The following is a 17190-nucleotide window of genomic DNA, read 5'->3' as shown; positions in this document are numbered from 1 at the left end:
TCGAAGACTGGCGCGTCGAGTACAACACCGAACGCCCGCATAGCGCGCTGGGATACTTAACGCCGGAGCAGTTTGCTCAGGCGCATCGGCAACAACGGTTTTTAACCCTGGACTCTATGTCGGTGCCGTACTAAGTCTGGGGGCAGGTCACAAAAACTTTAACCATAGTAGGTACACAAAGGCACCTGCCAGCGCAATAGTAGGCTGCACGCAGACTGGCGTTACCAACATGCTCATTCCAGTAGGTAAATGGACTATTGCCATATGACCAAGAAGGTGTATCTCGCGCACAACGCCTGCCTTAATGCAGGTTACGATCTAAATGTGCTCCGTGCAGGAATTCAATCTGCGGGTGGAACGATCGTTGACCGCCCCGAGGATGCCGATGAAATAGTGTTCTCCGGATGCTCCGTACGCGAACACTGGGTCGATGACGCCATCGACCAGGTTGGCGAGGCCATCTCCCGAGCGCCCCGCGCGCGAGTTGTTGTCACAGGATGTATTGCAAATACCAGCTCAGAGAAGGTGCGCAGTAGCGTCGGTGATGGTCGGATTGCGATCATGCCTCTTTCTGATGTTCTGAAGGAAAGCACCAGCCTACCCTTCGCAGAGGTTGACCGACGCAACTCGCAGGGTGCCAGCGATCGCTTCGAGTCGACTTCATTCGAAGGTCTTCACAATCTGCGCAACAGGGTTGGACTGGCTAAGTGCGCGGTGGTAGCCGAGCTGGAAGAAGAAGACAGGCGATACGGTACCGAGCTGGTTCGGGTTTATCAACAGACGACCAAAGGGTTCGTGTTCTACGCTGAGCACGACCCATGCGAGATGATCACTGTCACTCGTAGTTGCCTTTACCAATGCAGCTTCTGCAATATTCCGCGAGGACGTGGTGAGTACACGTCAGTGCCGCTCACCGACGTGCTGGCCAAGGCTAAAGCAGCAGTGGACCGGGGGATCTCCCACTTGGTCCTGATCGGGGACGAAGTCGGAAACTACGGGGTTGGGTCGAACGGCCCGCGCTTTGTGGACATGGTGAAGTCTTTATTGGACATCTCACCGGCTGTAAAGCTGTCGATTCGGTACATCGAACCAAAGCCCTTCCTAAAGAACTTTGAGGACATCCTAGCCTGGGGCCAGGCTGGTCGTCTGCAACTACTGTACATCTCTCTACAGAGCGGATCCCCGAGCGTGCTCAAGGCAATGCACAGGGGCTACGATATCCAGAAGGTTGCTCAGGCTCTATGGGAGTTTCGTAGCAGCACCCCTTCTGTGCTCTATGGGAACTGGCTTGTGGGGTTCCCCAACGAGTCCGAGGAAGACTTTCAGCAAACCGTTGAACTGGCTCGAAGACTTGATTTCCATATCAACGTCGCCATCCCATTTTCCGCTAGACCGGGGACACCGGCCTACTCCATGGAGCATCAAGTGAATGCTGCCGTAATTACATCTCGGGTGGAGCGTCTGACAGACCTCGCGGCAGAGCTGAAGGCTGACATGATGCGCCCGCTGATGGGAAATCTGACTCAACCTCGACGTGATGAGCTTCTGAACTTGATCCGTCGCGCAGAGCGCGATCAGTACTCTCCACCTGAGCCCGGCAAGCGACGTACTATTCCTCTTACCGTGCAGACCACATGAACAATCAAAACTGGAGCCAATGCCCTTACGTCGTGGTCGACGTTGAGGGCAATGGGCAGGACCCGCATGATCTGATCGAGATCGCGACAGTTCAGATCATTGATCGCCAGGTGCAATTAGCCAAGTCTTGGGGCGTTCGTCCCCCGCGGCCGATTACTACCAGGGTCATCGATATTCACGGTATCACCAACGAGATGGCTGCTGCCTTTCAGCCCTGGAGGGTAAACGCGGGCGAAATCCTGGCTGAAATGGAAGGCCGCGTCGTGGTTGGTCATAACGTGGGTGTGGACGCCCGCGTCATTGCCCATACTGAGCCAGACTGGCGGCCTTTGGCTCTCATCGACACCAGGGCATTGGCCAAGCATGTCCTACCAGGCAGGACTGAATACTCACTACGGGCACTGGTAGGCGATCTGCTCCCAGACAGCGCAAACTGGACCCAGCATAGGGCTGCTGACGATGCCTTAGTTACAGCCCATCTGTTCATTCGGCTTGCCTCGATGCTTGAGGAAAAGGTCGATCTCACCTTCCTGACGCTCGCGAGGATCGCACGGGCCAGCGAAGACACCTATCTCAAGTCCCAACAAGGAAGCCTGTTCTGATGCCGAAGTTCATCGCGGTTACCGGTACCCACTCGACTGGAAAGTCTACCTTCGTCGACCACCTCACCGCCATTGCAGAAAAGCGAGGACTTCGCGTTGGTAAGGTTAAGGACAATGCCGCTGAATGCGCTAAGGCTGGCTTTCCCATTCTTAGGGATCACACCTTCAATAGCACGCTGTGGATCATGGCGACCGTGATCCGTGAGGAGCAACATGAGGGTCTAGCTGCTGACCTGGTAATCGTCGATCGCCCGGTATCCGATGCTATCGGCTATTTGGAGGCGGCCCTTGCAGTGACAGGCCGGGACATGGCCCCCAAGGATCGGGACTATCTGTATGCCTTGGCCAAGCTTCACGCCCCTCGGTACGATCTGTTGTTTAAGACAGTCCTCGATGAGAGCGTACCGCTTGGCCCGGGTCGGGACCCTGACTTGGCTTACCGAAAGGATGTGGATCTCCACATAGGCGCGGCCCTTTCCAAGCTTGGGGTGCCGCCATTGGATCCTCGCAGCGACGAGGGCATGGCGCAGGCGTTGGCGCTGATTGCTTCAATCCCCAAGATAATCAAGTAGGGGTGTCGGTCGGAGTTTGGCTGAAAGCAAGCTTCCCACGAACTCATCGCAATGCCGGCACTCAACGAGGCCTCATTCATTCGTTGACTGTGGCTATCGCCCGAGCGAGGGCGTTCAACAACTGCTTCTAGCTGGCAGCGGCCTCTGCTCGATGTCTGGTGCTGACCCATTGCTGTCGGTCGACACGTTGATGCTTCGAAGGCGGCTATCGGAGCGAAACGGTCATCCCGGCCCCGTCCATCAGGGATTACTCATCGGCCGAAGCAGCCGTTAGGCATCAACTCAATTAATATCCACTTCCGAGGCTCCTCGCTAATTCGAAGGCGCGACAAGGCTGGACGTTAGTATCAGAGCTCAACACGTGACTGAATTGACAGAGGGGAACTAGATGTCTGAACTTATCAAGAAGCGAGTCGTCAAGGACTTGATTGACGAACTGGCTAACCTCGATGCGGTCAGTTTGGAACTGGTCGGGCACAAGGTGATCGAGACGCTCGAGAGTAAGAAGCTCGTACACCATGGTATCAACAAGGACTACAAGCCTGTCGGCTACACCGTCGACACGTTTTCCCAGGACTTCACGATCGTCGGGGAATACAGCACCGAGTCGGGGTATTTCGAGGACTGTTCAGGGAGGAAGAAGGAGTACCGATTCGACAAGATCGAAAAGGATATTAATCACGCTATCGAGAAGGGTGGCTCAACTCCTCCCTCTAGGATCTATCTGGTCTCGTCCGAAGAGGAGCCGGCATCATTTCGCGGCAACTTCAATAAATCAAAAATTAGCGAAGAAAATAGGAAGCGGGTGAACTTTCTCGACGCGCGAGAGTTGGCAAAGTCCATCTTTCAGTCCGCCCTAGACAACTCGCAGGCGGCGGACTTCTATCGGCACTATCTCCCTGACTTCTCGCAAAATCTTGATCGCTACGAGTACTACGGACGAGTTCCCTCAGCTTGTGCCCATCATCATACCGAGCAGCCTTTCATCGATGCCATACGACAGCACTTCGCAGCGGGTGCTCAAGTATGCGTCTTGTATGGCCTGAGTGGGTCCGGTAAAACACAGGCCGCAATCGACTACGTCCATGCCGACTTGCCACAGTTCGGGAACTATCTGTGGATTTCGGGAAGCGACTGGCCTGACGACACGCCGCTCACTGCGATCAAACGTTCACGCGGCGGCTCGGCCATGAACGTCGCCGGCGTGTTTAACGCTACCAAAACCCTGCTGGTCATCGATGATCTAAATCGAGCGCTAACGTCTGATTCATTTGCTGATCTCCGAAAGGGATTCGAGCTTGGAGGACGCGTTCTCGTGACCTCACAAGTTGGCGCTCCCGGCAGCGCAATCCATTTGCAACTGCCGTGGATGTCCACATCAACTGGCCTTCAAGTCTTGGGCGAGGCCGAAGAGACGGCAAGCGAAACCTGCAAGCAGTTCGTCGACGCCTGTCGTTTTTGCCCGTTGATCCTCGCAGTCACACGGGAAGTGGCCAAGATCGATGACGTGCCTCCTGACGATCTCTATCGCGAGATTCTCCAAGATCCGAGGACCGTTCACGAGAACGATGGCGGCAACGTGATGGAGCGCATCCTGCGTCGTCTTAGCGCTGAAAACCGCCAGGCCCTGCAGAAGATCGCCGACAGCGGATGCGGGACGTACGACTCGCAGTTTCTCAGGGTCTTCATCGGAATAAACGCGCGCGCGTCGCTGCAATCACTCGCTATTCTGAATCGGACGGCGGCCACGGCAACTCTGTCCGTTCACGATTTGATTTGTCGAGTCTCCCGTTCGAATGTGCCTGCAAATCATGAATTGGCTCAGGCTATTGCACGATACGTCGATCAGAAACGAGGTGAGATGACGCCGAGCGTGCTTAGGCAGATCCACCTGTCGGCAGGTCAGCTCCAGGCGGCTTACGACGCCGGCTGGGAAGCAAAGCAAGCGGGTTGGCTAACTTACTCTCTATTGCAGATTGACAAGCCTTCCCGAGCGATATTGATTTCCAAATTGCAAAGCATCGACGCTCGGTCCGACATGCCGATCGCGGAGTTGCTTTGTATCGTCGACGCTAGAGAGGCGACCTCTTACACGCTCGAAAATGAGGCGCGTATCGCTTACTACAAGTCCTGTGCCACGGACTACGGCAAAATTGCAGAGGAGACCAAGGATCCGGACATCCGGGCAGAGATGCTTCACCACCAGGGCAAGGCGCTACGTCGCTGTGGTGAGATCGACGCCGCATTGGCATGCTTCCGCGAACTTCTCGAGGAGCGGCCAGAGTGGCATGCCACGTACGGACAGATCGCGCACCTGGGTACACAGGCCGACTCTAATTCCGAAGCCAAGACTCACGGCGAGGACGCGATGCGCAGGCTTGTCGTTGATATTCAGAAAGACCTCTATGCCGTGCCTCTGCGCGTATCACTTGCCGCCTTGAGTCGACTTCGCTCCTACACAACGGTCGGTAATGAGATAAACGCAAACACCTCTATCGTCAAGCAATTCGGGGACGTGGTCGCATTGTCCGCATTGGAGGGCTTCGACCAGTTTTACGAGGCCTTTCTCGCTCTGACCACACTATTCGGATATCGCCACGGCGAGGCGTGCCTCGCCGTGACGGAGATCTTTCCCGACATGCTCGCCATATTTCCCAACACGGTGCATCGACGTCAATGGGTAAACGCTTGCGAGGCACTTGCAAACGTCTCTATCGTTGCTGCTCGAAGCGGTAATCGAGTGCTCGCGGGTAAATTGGAGAGCACTATGAGGGCCTTCGCAGATGAGTTGGCGAGAACCTCTGGAAATAATTCATTCGTCGCCCGGGTTCTCGCGAAGACCTTCTTGGCCATCGGTGATCCAACGGCAGCATTGAACGCTACCAATAAGATCGGCGACGACGCGAAGGATCACTGGCTGCTCTATCAGCAGGCCAAGGCGGAACTCGCGCTCGGTCAAGCCGCACCAGCGTTAACTACGGCAAAACGCTCACTCGATGCTGCCGAAAAGGATCCCAAGGGGAGAGCCAGGCTGGCGATCTACTACGATCTGATGAGCCAGTGCCACGAGGCGCGCGGTTCGGTGCCCGAAGCATTGGAGTGCGCAGAGGCCGCGCGACGCTTGGCTAGCGACGACCAATACGAACGCCAGTTGGCTGCGCGTGTAGACGCGTTGAAAGTGCGTTAAGGCTGATCCACCTCCGTATCATGACCGTATTTTTGGCGATGTCTATGTCTAAATCGATGTTTCTATCGGAGCACGAAGAGAGCTTATTGCTGCCTACGGATTGGCGGTCTTCGAAGCGGCCGCTGTTGCGCCCCAACCCAGCCATCCGTCGACGCGGGGCAGGCACTGGACGCTTGAGTGACCGTTTTCTGAATGAAGCGATCTTCTGAATGTTCGCGTTACGCGTCCGGCGGAGGTCCTATCATGGCCGGGAGCCGTCGTCTGCGGAAGGCTGATTTCGACCCAAAGTGGTCGCTCGCATCTCTACATTTCGAAGATTCCTAAGGTGGTTAGCAAAGAAAGCTTTGGATCACAGCCATTGCAACGCGCCACCATGCGGATCCGTCCAGGCCAACGCATGGCCATTGGCACATAACAGGAACATGCCGGACGGTTGCGGCGTGGCCGCGGGCAAGAACTGCGGGAATACCAATGGACTTTCATTGCTGATCCAGACGCAACGCGAGGCCAACATGTTGCGTGCAAATTCATTGCGCAGTGCCTGGTCCATAACGTAGTTCAGAACAGCGGAGTGATACACAACCACGGTCGCTTCCGCCGGAGCCTTTTCGATTAAGGAAGCAAGATCCCGCCTCAGATCGCCCCGGACGATCTGAGGCGGCTCGCGTCCGCAGATCCGCAGCGCCGACTGAAGGCGTGCGAGTCGATTGCCATCCTCGGGCCACACCAGGTCTTCAAGCCACTTCCTATCTTCGTCGCAATGAACGTCGATTGGGCTCAAATCCAGTCCAGCCCTCCACACGATTTCAGGATAGGTGTGGGGGAGCGGACCCGCGCCGGTGACCTCACAAGGGAATACCGGATAGTCCGAATCGTCTCGACACGGAACCAGGAGTTGGGAACCCCAGTCATAGCCGTATTTGTCCATCAGCAGGCACAGCCCTGCGGAGGCCCCCACCTCGATGAGCGCTATCTTGCCCGCGATCGAAGCGAGAGCAGGCAGCAATACCGCACAGCGCCCTGGTTCGTTGGTCTGCGTGGAACGCGCCAACATGAGGGACCGGATGGCGTCGCCATGTTGCGCCAAGCCCGCATCGAATTCCGCAGTCGAGGTAGGCGCACCTACGGTATGCCGGAACGCTGCAAACAGCAGGTTTGGTTGCTGCTTATCTACAGGCAGACCCTGTAAAAACGCCAGTGCGTCAAACGAATTCGCGACATGCAATGCCCATTTTTCATACAACGGCGAGCGACCCGCCGCCTCGATCTTTGCAAACCTCAAGTAGCGTTCAGCAATCGGATCCATGCCATCCCCCCTTACGCAGATGAGTCCCGGCTGAGTAGCACCGCTCGCGGAAGTCAGCCATGCTACTAAGCACCTAGCTGCTGGAATTGACGTTGCATTATGGCCGCTCCTGGCCGATAGCTGTCTTATCACGGCGGTGCCGGGTGCCCGCCCGCTTTTTGCGCCACCCCGCTCCAAGACTGCACGGCTGTTCGCTTGGCACCTAGGCTGTGTCAGCCCCGAGATAGGCAGCCCTTTTCGTAGCTTAGCGACCTAACTCAACGAGCCCGAACCTTCTGCGACCGACTTTTGTTCAATTTTCTTGCGCTGAAGGCGGGAAGGCCTGGGGTGCGACCGACTTTGATCCAACTTTTCTAATCTTCGAAGTCTTTCAAGATCAAGGGGTTGCAAGCGTCATCTGCGACCGACTTTATTTCTCTCTTTCACGCTTTCTTCAGAATGGCCGCTCATGCGGCCATTTTTTTTGGACTCTAAACGACGGCAAAGGCGCTGACGGAGGCGGTGCGTTGTCGCGCCAATCAGCCGGTCCGGTTATATGAGTTTGACTAATAATATTATGAGACCAACTCATTTATACGGACTATGAGTCTGGCTAATGGTGTTTTGAAATCATTTCATTTTTATTTGTGCGCAGCGCAGCATAGAATTCGGCCCTGATTCCAAGGATGTCAAGGCTGCCAGATCAAGAGAATCAAAAATAATACTGGCAAGCATTGTGGCAGTAAGCGGGTTTTATTTCAGGGTTCTGGGCGCCAGATAGCAATGAGCAGAGATTTCACGTTTTCCATCAAGAGTATTAATTTCGATGAGGATTATCGTCCCTCGGATAATACGCGCATCACCACCAATTTCGCCAATCTGGCCAGAGGGACAAGTCGCCAGGAGAACCTGCGCAACACCTTCCGCATGATAGACAATCGTTTCAATGCCCTGGCGCATTGGGACAACCCCAAGGGCGATCGCTATACGGTCGAACTTGAAATCATCTCGGTCGAATTGAATATCGATGGGGAAACCAGCGGCAATGCCCTTCCCTTGATCGAGATATTGAAGACCAATATCGTCGACCGCAAAACCGGCGAGCGCATCGATGGCATCGTGGGGAATAATTTTTCCTCATACGTGCGGGATTATGACTTCAGCGTACTGCTGCTGGAGCACAACAAGGATCAGGCCAAGTTCAGCACGCCGGAAGATTTCGGCGATCTGCACGGCAAGCTTTTCAGGCTTTTTGTGAATTCCAGCACTTACAAGGAATATTTCAAGAAGCCGCCCGTCATCTGCCTGAGCGTATCGAGCAGCAAGGTCTACCACCGCACGGAAAACCAGCATCCGGTGCTGGGCGTTGAATACCTGCAGGACGAATATTCCCTGACCGATGAATATTTCAAGAAAATGGGCATGAAGGTTCGCTACTTCATGCCGCCGAACAGCGCCGCGCCCCTGGCCTTCTATTTCACGGGCGATCTGCTGGGCGACTACACCAATCTCGAGCTGATCGGCACCATCAGCACGATGGATACCTTCCAGAAGATCTATCGGCCCGAGATCTACAACGCGAATTCCGCGGCGGGGAAATCCTATCAGCCCAGCCTGAAGCACCAGGACTATTCGCTGACCCGCATCGTCTATGACCGAGAGGAACGCAGCCGGCTGGCTGTCGAGCAGGGACGGTTTGTCGAAGAGCACTTCATCAAGCCCTACCAATCGGTTCTTGCGCAGTGGTCCGCCACCGCCCGTTTTGATCAATAAAAAGCTACCAGGTCATTCATCGTGAAAAAACTGCTCCCCACTTCCACCGCCGGCAGCCTGCCCAAACCCTCCTGGCTGGCGCAACCCGAGACGCTCTGGTCGCCCTGGAAACTGCAGGACGAGGGCTTGCTCGAAGGCAAGCAAGACGCGCTGCGCCTGTCCCTGCAGGAACAGCAACACGCGGGCATCGACATCGTCAGCGATGGCGAACAGACGCGCCAGCACTTCGTGACCACCTTCATCGAGCACCTGGAAGGCGTTGATTTCGAGAATCGCAAGACGGTGCGGATCCGCGATCGCTATGACGCCAGCGTGCCCTCCGTCGTCGGCGCCGTGGCGCGCCGCAAGCCGGTCTTCGTCGAGGACGCCAAGTTCCTGCGCCAGCAGACCAGGCAGCCGATCAAATGGGCGCTGCCCGGTCCCATGACCATGATCGATACGCTGTATGACGATCACTACAAGAGCCGCGAAAAGCTGGCCTGGGAATTCGCCAAGATCCTGAATCAGGAAGCCAAGGAACTGGAAGCGGCCGGCGTCGACATCATCCAGTTCGACGAGCCCGCGTTCAATGTCTTCTTCGACGAGGTGAATGACTGGGGCGTGGCCACGCTGGAACGGGCCATCGAAGGCCTGAAGTGCGAGACGGCCGTCCACATCTGCTACGGCTATGGCATCAAGGCCAACACGGATTGGAAGAAGACGCTGGGCTCCGAATGGCGCCAGTATGAAGAGGCCTTCCCCAAGCTGCAGAAGTCCAGCATCGATATCGTTTCGCTGGAATGCCAGAATTCCCGCGTGCCGATGGATCTCATCGAGCTGATTCGCGGCAAGAAGGTGATGGTCGGGGCCATCGACGTGGCCACCAACACCATCGAAACGCCCGAGGAAGTCGCCAATACCCTGCGCAAGGCCTTGCAGTTCGTGGATGCCGACAAGCTCTATCCCTGCACCAACTGCGGCATGGCGCCCCTGCCCCGCGCCGTCGCGCGCGGCAAGCTGAGCGCGCTGAGCGCCGGCGCGGAAATCGTCCGCCAGGAACTCTCGAACTAAGCCTGGGGCAGAGCCTGCCACCGCATTCGTTTGCGGCGGCAGGCTCGCCGTCGAGCAGTCCGTCGTACTTCGCAGCTACCATGTCACTCCCCAGCACCGCCATCGAACCATTGCGCTTTCGCGAAGCGCTCGGACACTATGCGTCCGGCATCACGGTGGTTACATCGCACATCGCGGGCGAGCCGGTGGGTTTCACCTGCCAGTCGTTCTACAGCGTGTCGATGAACCCGCCGCTGGTGTCATTCAGCGTGATGTCCGGTTCGGCCAGCTATCCCAAGATCCGCCAGGCAGGCCGATTCGCGGTCAATATCCTGTCGGATGAGCAGGTCGATATTTCCAATCAGTTCGCCCGTCGCGGCACGGACAAGTGGCACGGCATCGAGTGGCGGGAATCGCCGCTGGGCAATCCGCTCATCGCCGGCAGCCTGCACTGGCTGGATTGCGACATCTACGCCGAACACGCCGCCGGCGATCACGTGATCGTCATCGGCGAGGTGAAGGCGCTGAACCTGCAGCAAACCGCCGCCACGCAGCCATTGCTGTATTTCAAAGGGCAGTACCGCAACATCGCCGCGCACTGCGAGGCTTGAGCGTGTGACCGCCGCCGCCCCATCCGCATGACGTTGCCAGGTATCGAATCGTCTTGAGCGCATTGAAGCAGGCGCTGGACGACGGGCGCTTTGTCTGCGTGTTGGAGATCATCCCCCAGCAGTCCCCCGCGCGCCTGGCGGGGCTCGGGCGGATCGTGCAGCGCGGACATCTGGCGGGCTGGCCCTTGCTGCCGGCCTTCGCCGATCGCGTCGGCGCGCATTCCGATCTGAGTCCGCTGGAAGGCGCGGGCGCGTTGGGCGATCCGGCCGCATCCCTGCTGCATTTTTCAGGCAAGGACCGCGAGCGCGCGGATCTGCTGCGTCAGATGGCGGCGATGAAGACCCGTGGCCTGAATCAATTGCTGCTGCTCAGCGGGGACCGCCTGCCGGGCCATGATCCCGGCGGGGCCGCCGTGCGTTATCTGGAGTCGGTGTCCGCGCTGCAGATCGCCCGCGAGCACGGACCGGACTGGCTGCTGGGCGCGGCGTTGAACCCGTTCAAGTACCGCGAGGAAGAAGGCGGCGCGCAGTATCTGAAGGCGCGGAAGAAGCTGCTGGCGGGCGCGGATTTCCTGACCCTGCAATTGGGTTTCGACGCCGCCAAGCATGTCGAGGCCCAGGCCTGGATGCGCGCGCAGCACGGCATGAAACCCATGCTGGCCTGCGTCATGAGCTTGACCGACAAGCGCGCCGCCGCGCTGCGGGCCGTGCCCGGCGTCGTCATCACCGACACCATGCGCGAGCTGTTGGCCAGGGAGCAGGACGTCTCCCAGGCCCTTGCGGCCAGGCGCGGCATCGAGCGCCTGGCCTTGCAGATCGTGGGCTTGCGGTTGATGGGCTATGCCGGCGCGCATGTGTCCGGGGTGCACACGCTGGACGAACTGCTGCTGCTGGAGCAGGCGCTCATCGCGCAACGGGATCGGATCACATCGCTGGCCGAATGGCTCGAACAATGGCATGCCAGCTGGCGGATGCCGGGGGCGCCGCAGGTAGGTTTCACCCCCGACGCCAGCGCATGGGAACTGGGGCGGTCCGACGTCACCGCCACCCGTCGGGAACGCCTTCGCTACGCGCTGTTCTCGACAATGCATCGCCAATTCTTCAGCCGCAAGGGATGGCTCGGCAAAGCCTTTGGCTGGAGCATGACGCGGCCGATCTGGCAGGCCGCCGTGGCGGCGCATGCGCTGCATGCCGTCGAACGCATGGTCAAGCGGCCGCTGGTCGGCTGCGATACCTGCGGCAGCTGCCGCCTGCAGGAGACGCTTTACGTCTGTCCCGAGACCTGCCCCAAGGGCCTGGCGAACGGTCCCTGTGGCGGCACCCGGCTCAATCGTTGCGAATTCGACGACCGGGAGTGCGTGCACAGCGTCAAATACCGGATCGCCAAATCGGCCGATCAATTGCCCGTGCTGGAACAGGTGCTGATTCCCTGCATCGAAGCGGCTGACAGGCACCGCAGCTCCTGGCCCGCATGGTTCACGCAGAGGCGCGAGGAAACGCGCGTCCGGCCGTCGGCTTGCGGCTCGCCGGAGCTGCCGCCGTAGAGGGATAATGGCGGCTCCCCGACGATCCTCCCGCTGCGCCGCCATCCATGAACGCTTCGTCCCGTTTCGCGACCCGTCATTTCGTAGCGCCCCAGGATGCGGAAACGCAGTTGGCGGATCGGCTGCCCATGCACATCCTTCTGCCATATCTGTTGGCCGCCATGTCGCTGGCGCTGGCCTACGGCGCGAGTTTCCTGCTGGCGGATGCGCTGGTCGCCGCCGGCTACGCGGCGTCCCGCGCCGGCACCGTCATCGGCGTCGGCATCGTGGCGACGCTGGTCGGCTCCGTCTTCGCCGGACGCTGGGCCGAGCGCATGGGCATCCTGCCCTTGATCGCCTGCGCGGCGGGCGCGATGGCCATGGCGATGGCCTGTTTCGCCTTGATGGGCGCAGGCGGCTTGCCGATGGCCTACGCGGGCGGCCTGCTGCTGGGCCTGGGGTGGGCCGTGTTCTACATGCTGGCGCCGATCCTGCTTATCCATTGCCTGAAACCGAACGCGCGCCTGGAGGCGCTGACCCTGCTGTCGGGATCGCAGATGCTGGGCATGGGGCTGGCCGCGCCGCTCGGCCATTTCCTGGCGCGGCAGTCCGGCAGGGTGTCCGCTGCTTTCGCGGCCTATGCCGCGTGCTGCGTGATCGCGGCGGGCTTTGCCTGGCTGCTGCGGCGCAGCCTGGCCCGCCAGCCGCAGTTGCCGCTCAAGACGGTGGCGCTGTCGCTGTCCGCCGTGGCCTGCGTGCTGCGCGCGAAGACCGTGCTGCCGGTCGCGCTGATGGGCATCGCCGCCTGCACCTTCGCCGGACTGTCGACCTTCCAAAGCCTCTATGCGCAGTCACGGGGACTGAGCGCCGACACGTTCTTCCTGACCTTCACCATCACCACCGTGCTGCTGCGCTTCACCGTCGCCTCATGGATCGGCAAGCTGCCATTGGGGCGCCTGGCCCTGGCCCTGTTTGCGATCACGCTGGGCGGCATCCTGCTGCTGGCCGTGAATGCAGGCAGCGCGCCGCTCTATGTCGCCGCCACCATCCTGTTCGCCACCGGATATGGCCTGACCTATTCCACGCTCAACGCCATGGCGGTCAATCTGGCCGACGGCCTGGGCATCTCCATTCCCGCCGCGTCGCAGGTGTTCACCCTGGGCTATTTCGCCGGCGCCTTCGGATTTCCGTATGTCGCGGGCAGCCTGATCGCGGCCTCGGGCATCGATGCCGCGCTGTGGATGATGCTGGGCCTGGTCGGATGCAATCTCGCCGTGGCCGCCGTCACGCCGGCATTCCGGTCCTATCGGCTGACGCGCGGCCGGCCTTGAGGAGAGGGCGCGGCGTTGCCGTCTCCAGGCGTCGCGCGTTTCCATAACATGTGAATAAGTCCATGGCCTGACAGCGCAGGCTGTGGCTTCCCGTCCGCAGTATGGCCATCGTCATGGCTACGTCATTCGTCCTGCCTAGACTGCCTAGCTTTTTCAGGTTGCATTCATGAAGCACGGCAGCAAGACCCCCTCCCAGACCCCAGTCATCACCGCGCAGCAAAGCGCCGACCTGCCCATCGCGCTCAACACCACGCGGCGCAGCCTGCTGCGCGCCGGCATCGGGGCGACCTTGCTGCCCATCGGCGGCAGCCTGTTGCTGGCGGGCTGCAACAGCAGCAGCGACGATGACGATGATGCGGTCCCGGCCAAGCCGCAACCGCAGCCGCAGCCCGCGCTCGCGTCGACCTTCGCCCTGGCGGTGCTGCCGGACACGCAGTTCTACTCGCGCTACGCCACCGATGCCGAGAACCAGCAGTTCATGCGCAAGTACGGCAGCGAGCCGTTCCAGGCCCAGACCCGCTGGGTGGCGCAGCATGCCGCCGCCCTGAACATCCCGTTCCTGGCGCACCTGGGCGACGTGGTCGACCAGCAGGGCAAGCCGGACCAGTGGAAGGTGGCCAGCGCCGCGATGAAGGTGCTGGAGGACGCCAAGGTGCCCTACTCCATCCTGGCGGGCAACCATGACGTGATCATGGATCGCGACTATGTGGACGAGAGCAGCCAGAAGAACGGGAAGGAAACCGACGAGCTGCGGGACCGGGCGCTCGAACCCTATCTGAAGAACTTCGGCCGCGACCGCGCGAAGCAGCAGGCCACGTTCGGCGGCCGCGATGCCAGCGGCTTCCACGAATACCATGTGTTCGAAGCCGAGGGGCAGAAGTTCATGGTGCTGTCGCTGTCGTGGCGCGTGTCGGACGCGGCGCTGGAATGGGCCAACCTGGTCATCCGCGCCAATCCCACGCTGCCCGTCATCCTGGTCAATCACCAGCTGCTGAACATCGACAAGGACGGCGTGTCGCCGCTGGAAGTGCCCTACGGCAAAATGCTGTGGGAAAAGCTGATCCGCAAGAACGACCAGATCTTCATGACGCTCAACGGCCACTACCACGGCGCGGCGCGGCTGACGAAGACCAATGACTTCGGCAATCCCGTCGAGGAGATGGTGGTCGACTACCAGATGGCCTACCAGGGCGGCAACGGCCTGATGCGCCTGTACGAATTCGACCTGACCCACAACGAGATCAAGGTCCTGTCCTTCTCGCCCTGGGTGCCGCAAAAACCCAAGGAAACGCTGAACGCCTTCGACCAGGCGGTGCTGACGGCGCCGAACGAGCAGTTCACCATCAAGATGGACTTCGCCCAGCGTTTCTCGGGCTTCAACAAGACCTTCAAGCCGGGCGCCGCCACGCGCGGCTCGCTGGTCGAGCAGGCGCGCGCGCTGATCCTGGCCAACTACACCGATCCGGCCACGATCGTGCAGAAGCCGGCGGTCGACTCCGAGGACTATCCCAAGGTCGCCAACACGCTGGCGCACTGGCGCTTCTTCGGCGGCGTTGCCGGGCAGCCCGTGAAGGTGGGCGAGACCGTGGCCGACGTGACGGGCGCGAACCCGATCCGCCGCGCGCCGCTGAACATCGATGGCGTGGCCGGGGCGCAGGAAGCCGATCTGGTGTGGTCGGGCGACCATCACTACCTGTCGGCCGCGCCCGGCTCGGTGCGCTTCCTGAACACGGACAAGAACACGGCCCGCATGAGCTATTTCACGACCGACGTGGCCGCGCCCATCAATCCGGCGACGGTGCCGTCGGGCTATACCGTCGAGGCCTTCCTCAAGATCGACAAGGACTGGACGGCGCAGAAGCACGCGTGGATGAACGTCATGACGCGCGACGGCAAGCGCGGCGACCTGGCCGGCTTCTCGGACGGCGATCCGGAATCGCCGCCGCTGCTGTTCGCGCTGTCCAGCCTGCGCGAAGTCCAGTGGGAAGTCGTGCCCGAAGTGTCGGGCACGCGCGGCGCCAAGACCAACTGGTCCGGCGAGATCATCGCCGACAAGTGGATGCACGTGGCCATCGTCAACGACGAGGTCACGCATGAAACCGTGCTGTACATCGAGGGCGCGCCGGTGCTGCGCAACGCCAGCAACGCGCCCGGCCTGGCCGCGCTGGCGGCCAACATGCCCTGGATCATCGGCGCGGGCTCATGGGATGGCCGACGCGCCGACGGCTTCTTCGGCAGCATCGGCGAGATCCGCATCGTGGGCAAGGCGCTCAAGCCGGCGCAGTGGCTGACGGCGCGCCGCGCCTAAGTCCGCAGGCCGGCCTGTTTCATCAGCGGCAGGATCCTGTCGCCGAAGAATTCCAGGTCCGGCTTGAAGTCGAAGAAGCTCAGCTGCAGGCCGTCGATGCCGGCCTGCCTGAGCCGCACGAACTGTTCGACGATCTGTTCGGGCGTGCCCATCACTTCGATATTGCCGCCGATGGCGCGGCGGCTGGGCGGGTCCACGCCCTCCCGGCCGCGCCAGGCATGGGCATCGCTCTTCAGGCTCTGGAAGCCGTCGGGCGTGCGGAAATCCTGCCTGGCGACGATGGCCTCGTAATAGGCGCGCGTCTCGCTCTCGGTCTCGCGGCTGATCACCATGGGATTGAGCAGCGTGCGCACGCGCCGGCCGACGCCGCGCGCGGCGGCCTTCACGCGTTCGGCGTGGGCGGGCAGGACCTCGATCGCGCTGGCGAAGTCCGACGCGCCCGGGCTGGTGATGAAGACCACGTCCGAATGGCGCGCCGCGTAGGCGATGCCCGCGTCCGAGCCGGTGGCGCTGACCAGCAATGGCCGCGCATAGCGCGGCTTGGGCGTGACATAGGCATCCTGCAGTTTCCATGACGAGCGGCCGCTGAAGGACAGCGGCTCGTCCTCGCGCCACAGCCGTTGCAGCACGTCGACGAACTCCGCCGCCAATTCATAGCGCCGGTCGTGCTCGATCTGTTCAGTGCCGAAGGCGCGGTGCTCGACTTCCCGGTGGCCCGTGACCACGTTGATGCCCCAGCGGCCGCCGGAGATATGGTCCAGCGTCGCGCCCCACTTGGCCAGGTGCAGCGGATGCAGCGGGCCGTAGAGCACGTGGATCGTCGAGATCAGCAGGATACGGCGGGTGATGGAGGTGAGCGCGGCGGTGGTCTGGAACGAGTCCAGCGCGTTGCCGTCGAACACGCCGCCATAGCCGCCCTTGGGCAGCCATTGCGACAGCGCGAACACCAGGTCGAAGCCCAGCGCTTCGGCCTTCAGCACCAGGTCGCGGTTGTACTCCCAGCGCCAGTCGGTGGTCCGCTCCAGCGTGGAGGCGCTCCAGCCGCCGGCCTGGATCGGCAGGAACAGGCCGAGCAGCATGGGTTGTCGCAGCGCCTGCGCGTAAGGGCTGGCGGGCAGGTCGGCGGGCGATGGATGATGCGCGATATCGGCGGCCGGATCGGCCGCGAGTAGTGTGCTCATGGAACCTCGGAAGTGCGCCTGCGGAGGGGAGAATCCTGCATTGTGGGCAGGCGCGCGCAGGCGCGTCAAAGAACCAATTCCGATTTGCTAAGGCGCTATTTCCACATGCGCAGCCATGCCGCGCACGCGTATCCGGATGCGGATATTTGC

The 17190-nt window shown here is 60.5% G+C and carries 13 protein-coding genes; 11 read left to right on the top strand and 2 right to left on the bottom strand.

Annotated elements, in window-relative coordinates; all coding sequences use genetic code 11:
• The 5 genes from AC6LJ5_RS07380 to AC6LJ5_RS07360 form a co-directional block, all read left to right on the top strand.
• On the top strand, positions 1 to 134 hold a 134-nt coding region (locus tag AC6LJ5_RS07380; protein ID WP_498140155.1), incomplete at its 5' end, for an integrase core domain-containing protein.
• A 130-nt stretch (positions 135 to 264) separates the two neighbouring features.
• Positions 265 to 1638, top strand: coding sequence for a radical SAM protein (locus AC6LJ5_RS07375; RefSeq protein ID WP_498140153.1), 1374 nt, complete (start codon positions 265 to 267; stop codon positions 1636 to 1638).
• Positions 1635 to 2240 carry a 3'-5' exonuclease gene (locus tag AC6LJ5_RS07370; RefSeq protein WP_251200696.1) on the top strand — a complete coding sequence of 202 codons (606 nt, stop codon included), beginning with the start codon at positions 1635 to 1637 and terminating at the stop codon, positions 2238 to 2240. The genes AC6LJ5_RS07375 and AC6LJ5_RS07370 overlap by 4 nt, the downstream gene beginning before the upstream one ends.
• Positions 2240 to 2812: an AAA family ATPase gene (locus AC6LJ5_RS07365; protein WP_498140152.1), complete on the top strand. Its 573-nt coding sequence runs from the start codon at positions 2240 to 2242 to the stop codon at positions 2810 to 2812. The genes AC6LJ5_RS07370 and AC6LJ5_RS07365 overlap by 1 nt, the downstream gene beginning before the upstream one ends.
• Positions 2813 to 3200: 388 nt before the next feature.
• Positions 3201 to 5999: a tetratricopeptide repeat protein gene (locus AC6LJ5_RS07360; protein ID WP_498140151.1), complete on the top strand. Its 2799-nt coding sequence runs from the start codon at positions 3201 to 3203 to the stop codon at positions 5997 to 5999.
• A gap of 349 nt (positions 6000 to 6348) precedes the next feature.
• On the opposite strand, the gene AC6LJ5_RS07355 is transcribed toward AC6LJ5_RS07360, so the two are convergent.
• The gene (locus AC6LJ5_RS07355; RefSeq protein WP_498140150.1) at positions 6349 to 7305 is read right to left on the bottom strand and encodes a DUF2332 domain-containing protein; all 957 of its coding nucleotides are present in this window, start codon (positions 7303 to 7305) and stop codon (positions 6349 to 6351) included.
• 762 nt (positions 7306 to 8067) lie between these two features.
• Between AC6LJ5_RS07355 and AC6LJ5_RS07350 the strand changes: the two genes are divergently transcribed.
• The 6 genes from AC6LJ5_RS07350 (at position 8068) to AC6LJ5_RS07325 (ending at position 15859) form a co-directional block, all read left to right on the top strand.
• Positions 8068 to 9057, top strand: a complete 990-nt coding sequence (locus AC6LJ5_RS07350) for a DUF1852 domain-containing protein (RefSeq protein ID WP_498140149.1) — start codon at positions 8068 to 8070, stop codon at positions 9055 to 9057.
• Positions 9058 to 9078: 21 nt separating this feature from the next.
• Entirely contained in the window at positions 9079 to 10107 is a 1029-nt protein-coding gene (locus AC6LJ5_RS07345; protein WP_199770961.1) for a methionine synthase, read from the top strand.
• An 80-nt stretch (positions 10108 to 10187) separates the two neighbouring features.
• Positions 10188 to 10697, top strand: a complete 510-nt coding sequence (locus AC6LJ5_RS07340; RefSeq protein WP_103272031.1) for a flavin reductase family protein — start codon at positions 10188 to 10190, stop codon at positions 10695 to 10697.
• Between the two features lie 53 nt (positions 10698 to 10750).
• Entirely contained in the window at positions 10751 to 12241 is a 1491-nt protein-coding gene (locus AC6LJ5_RS07335) for a methylenetetrahydrofolate reductase C-terminal domain-containing protein (protein WP_498140148.1), read from the top strand.
• Between the two features lie 128 nt (positions 12242 to 12369).
• Complete coding sequence (locus AC6LJ5_RS07330) at positions 12370 to 13551, top strand: MFS transporter (protein ID WP_392410483.1); 1182 nt, start codon at positions 12370 to 12372, stop codon at positions 13549 to 13551.
• Between the two features lie 166 nt (positions 13552 to 13717).
• Complete coding sequence (locus AC6LJ5_RS07325) at positions 13718 to 15859, top strand: LamG-like jellyroll fold domain-containing protein (protein WP_103272034.1); 2142 nt, start codon at positions 13718 to 13720, stop codon at positions 15857 to 15859.
• Here AC6LJ5_RS07325 and AC6LJ5_RS07320 read toward each other — a convergent pair.
• Positions 15856 to 17040: an LLM class flavin-dependent oxidoreductase gene (locus tag AC6LJ5_RS07320; RefSeq protein ID WP_498140147.1), complete on the bottom strand. Its 1185-nt coding sequence runs from the start codon at positions 17038 to 17040 to the stop codon at positions 15856 to 15858. The genes AC6LJ5_RS07325 and AC6LJ5_RS07320 overlap by 4 nt on opposite strands.
• Positions 17041 to 17190 lie beyond the last annotated feature (150 nt).

The sequence above is a fragment of the Achromobacter sp. 1011791174 genome (assembly GCF_059760925.1).
The sequence above is the reverse complement of the archived record's forward strand: the minus strand, read 5'-3'. Positions and strand labels throughout refer to the sequence as shown.

What these genes read in the sequence shown, in the direction of transcription:
- AC6LJ5_RS07330 (WP_392410483.1), top strand. Translation starts at nt 12,370, where the DNA reads ATGCACATCCTTCTGCCATATCTGTTGGCCGCCATGTCGCTGGCGCTG.
- AC6LJ5_RS07375 (WP_498140153.1), top strand. Translation starts at nt 265, where the DNA reads ATGACCAAGAAGGTGTATCTCGCGCACAACGCCTGCCTTAATGCAGGT.
- AC6LJ5_RS07350 (WP_498140149.1), top strand. Translation starts at nt 8,068, where the DNA reads ATGAGCAGAGATTTCACGTTTTCCATCAAGAGTATTAATTTCGATGAG.
- AC6LJ5_RS07325 (WP_103272034.1), top strand. Translation starts at nt 13,718, where the DNA reads ATGAAGCACGGCAGCAAGACCCCCTCCCAGACCCCAGTCATCACCGCG.
- AC6LJ5_RS07370 (WP_251200696.1), top strand. Translation starts at nt 1,635, where the DNA reads ATGAACAATCAAAACTGGAGCCAATGCCCTTACGTCGTGGTCGACGTT.
- AC6LJ5_RS07340 (WP_103272031.1), top strand. Translation starts at nt 10,188, where the DNA reads ATGTCACTCCCCAGCACCGCCATCGAACCATTGCGCTTTCGCGAAGCG.
- AC6LJ5_RS07360 (WP_498140151.1), top strand. Translation starts at nt 3,201, where the DNA reads ATGTCTGAACTTATCAAGAAGCGAGTCGTCAAGGACTTGATTGACGAA.
- AC6LJ5_RS07320 (WP_498140147.1), bottom strand. Translation starts at nt 17,040, where the DNA reads ATGAGCACACTACTCGCGGCCGATCCGGCCGCCGATATCGCGCATCAT.
- AC6LJ5_RS07355 (WP_498140150.1), bottom strand. Translation starts at nt 7,305, where the DNA reads ATGGATCCGATTGCTGAACGCTACTTGAGGTTTGCAAAGATCGAGGCG.
- AC6LJ5_RS07365 (WP_498140152.1), top strand. Translation starts at nt 2,240, where the DNA reads ATGCCGAAGTTCATCGCGGTTACCGGTACCCACTCGACTGGAAAGTCT.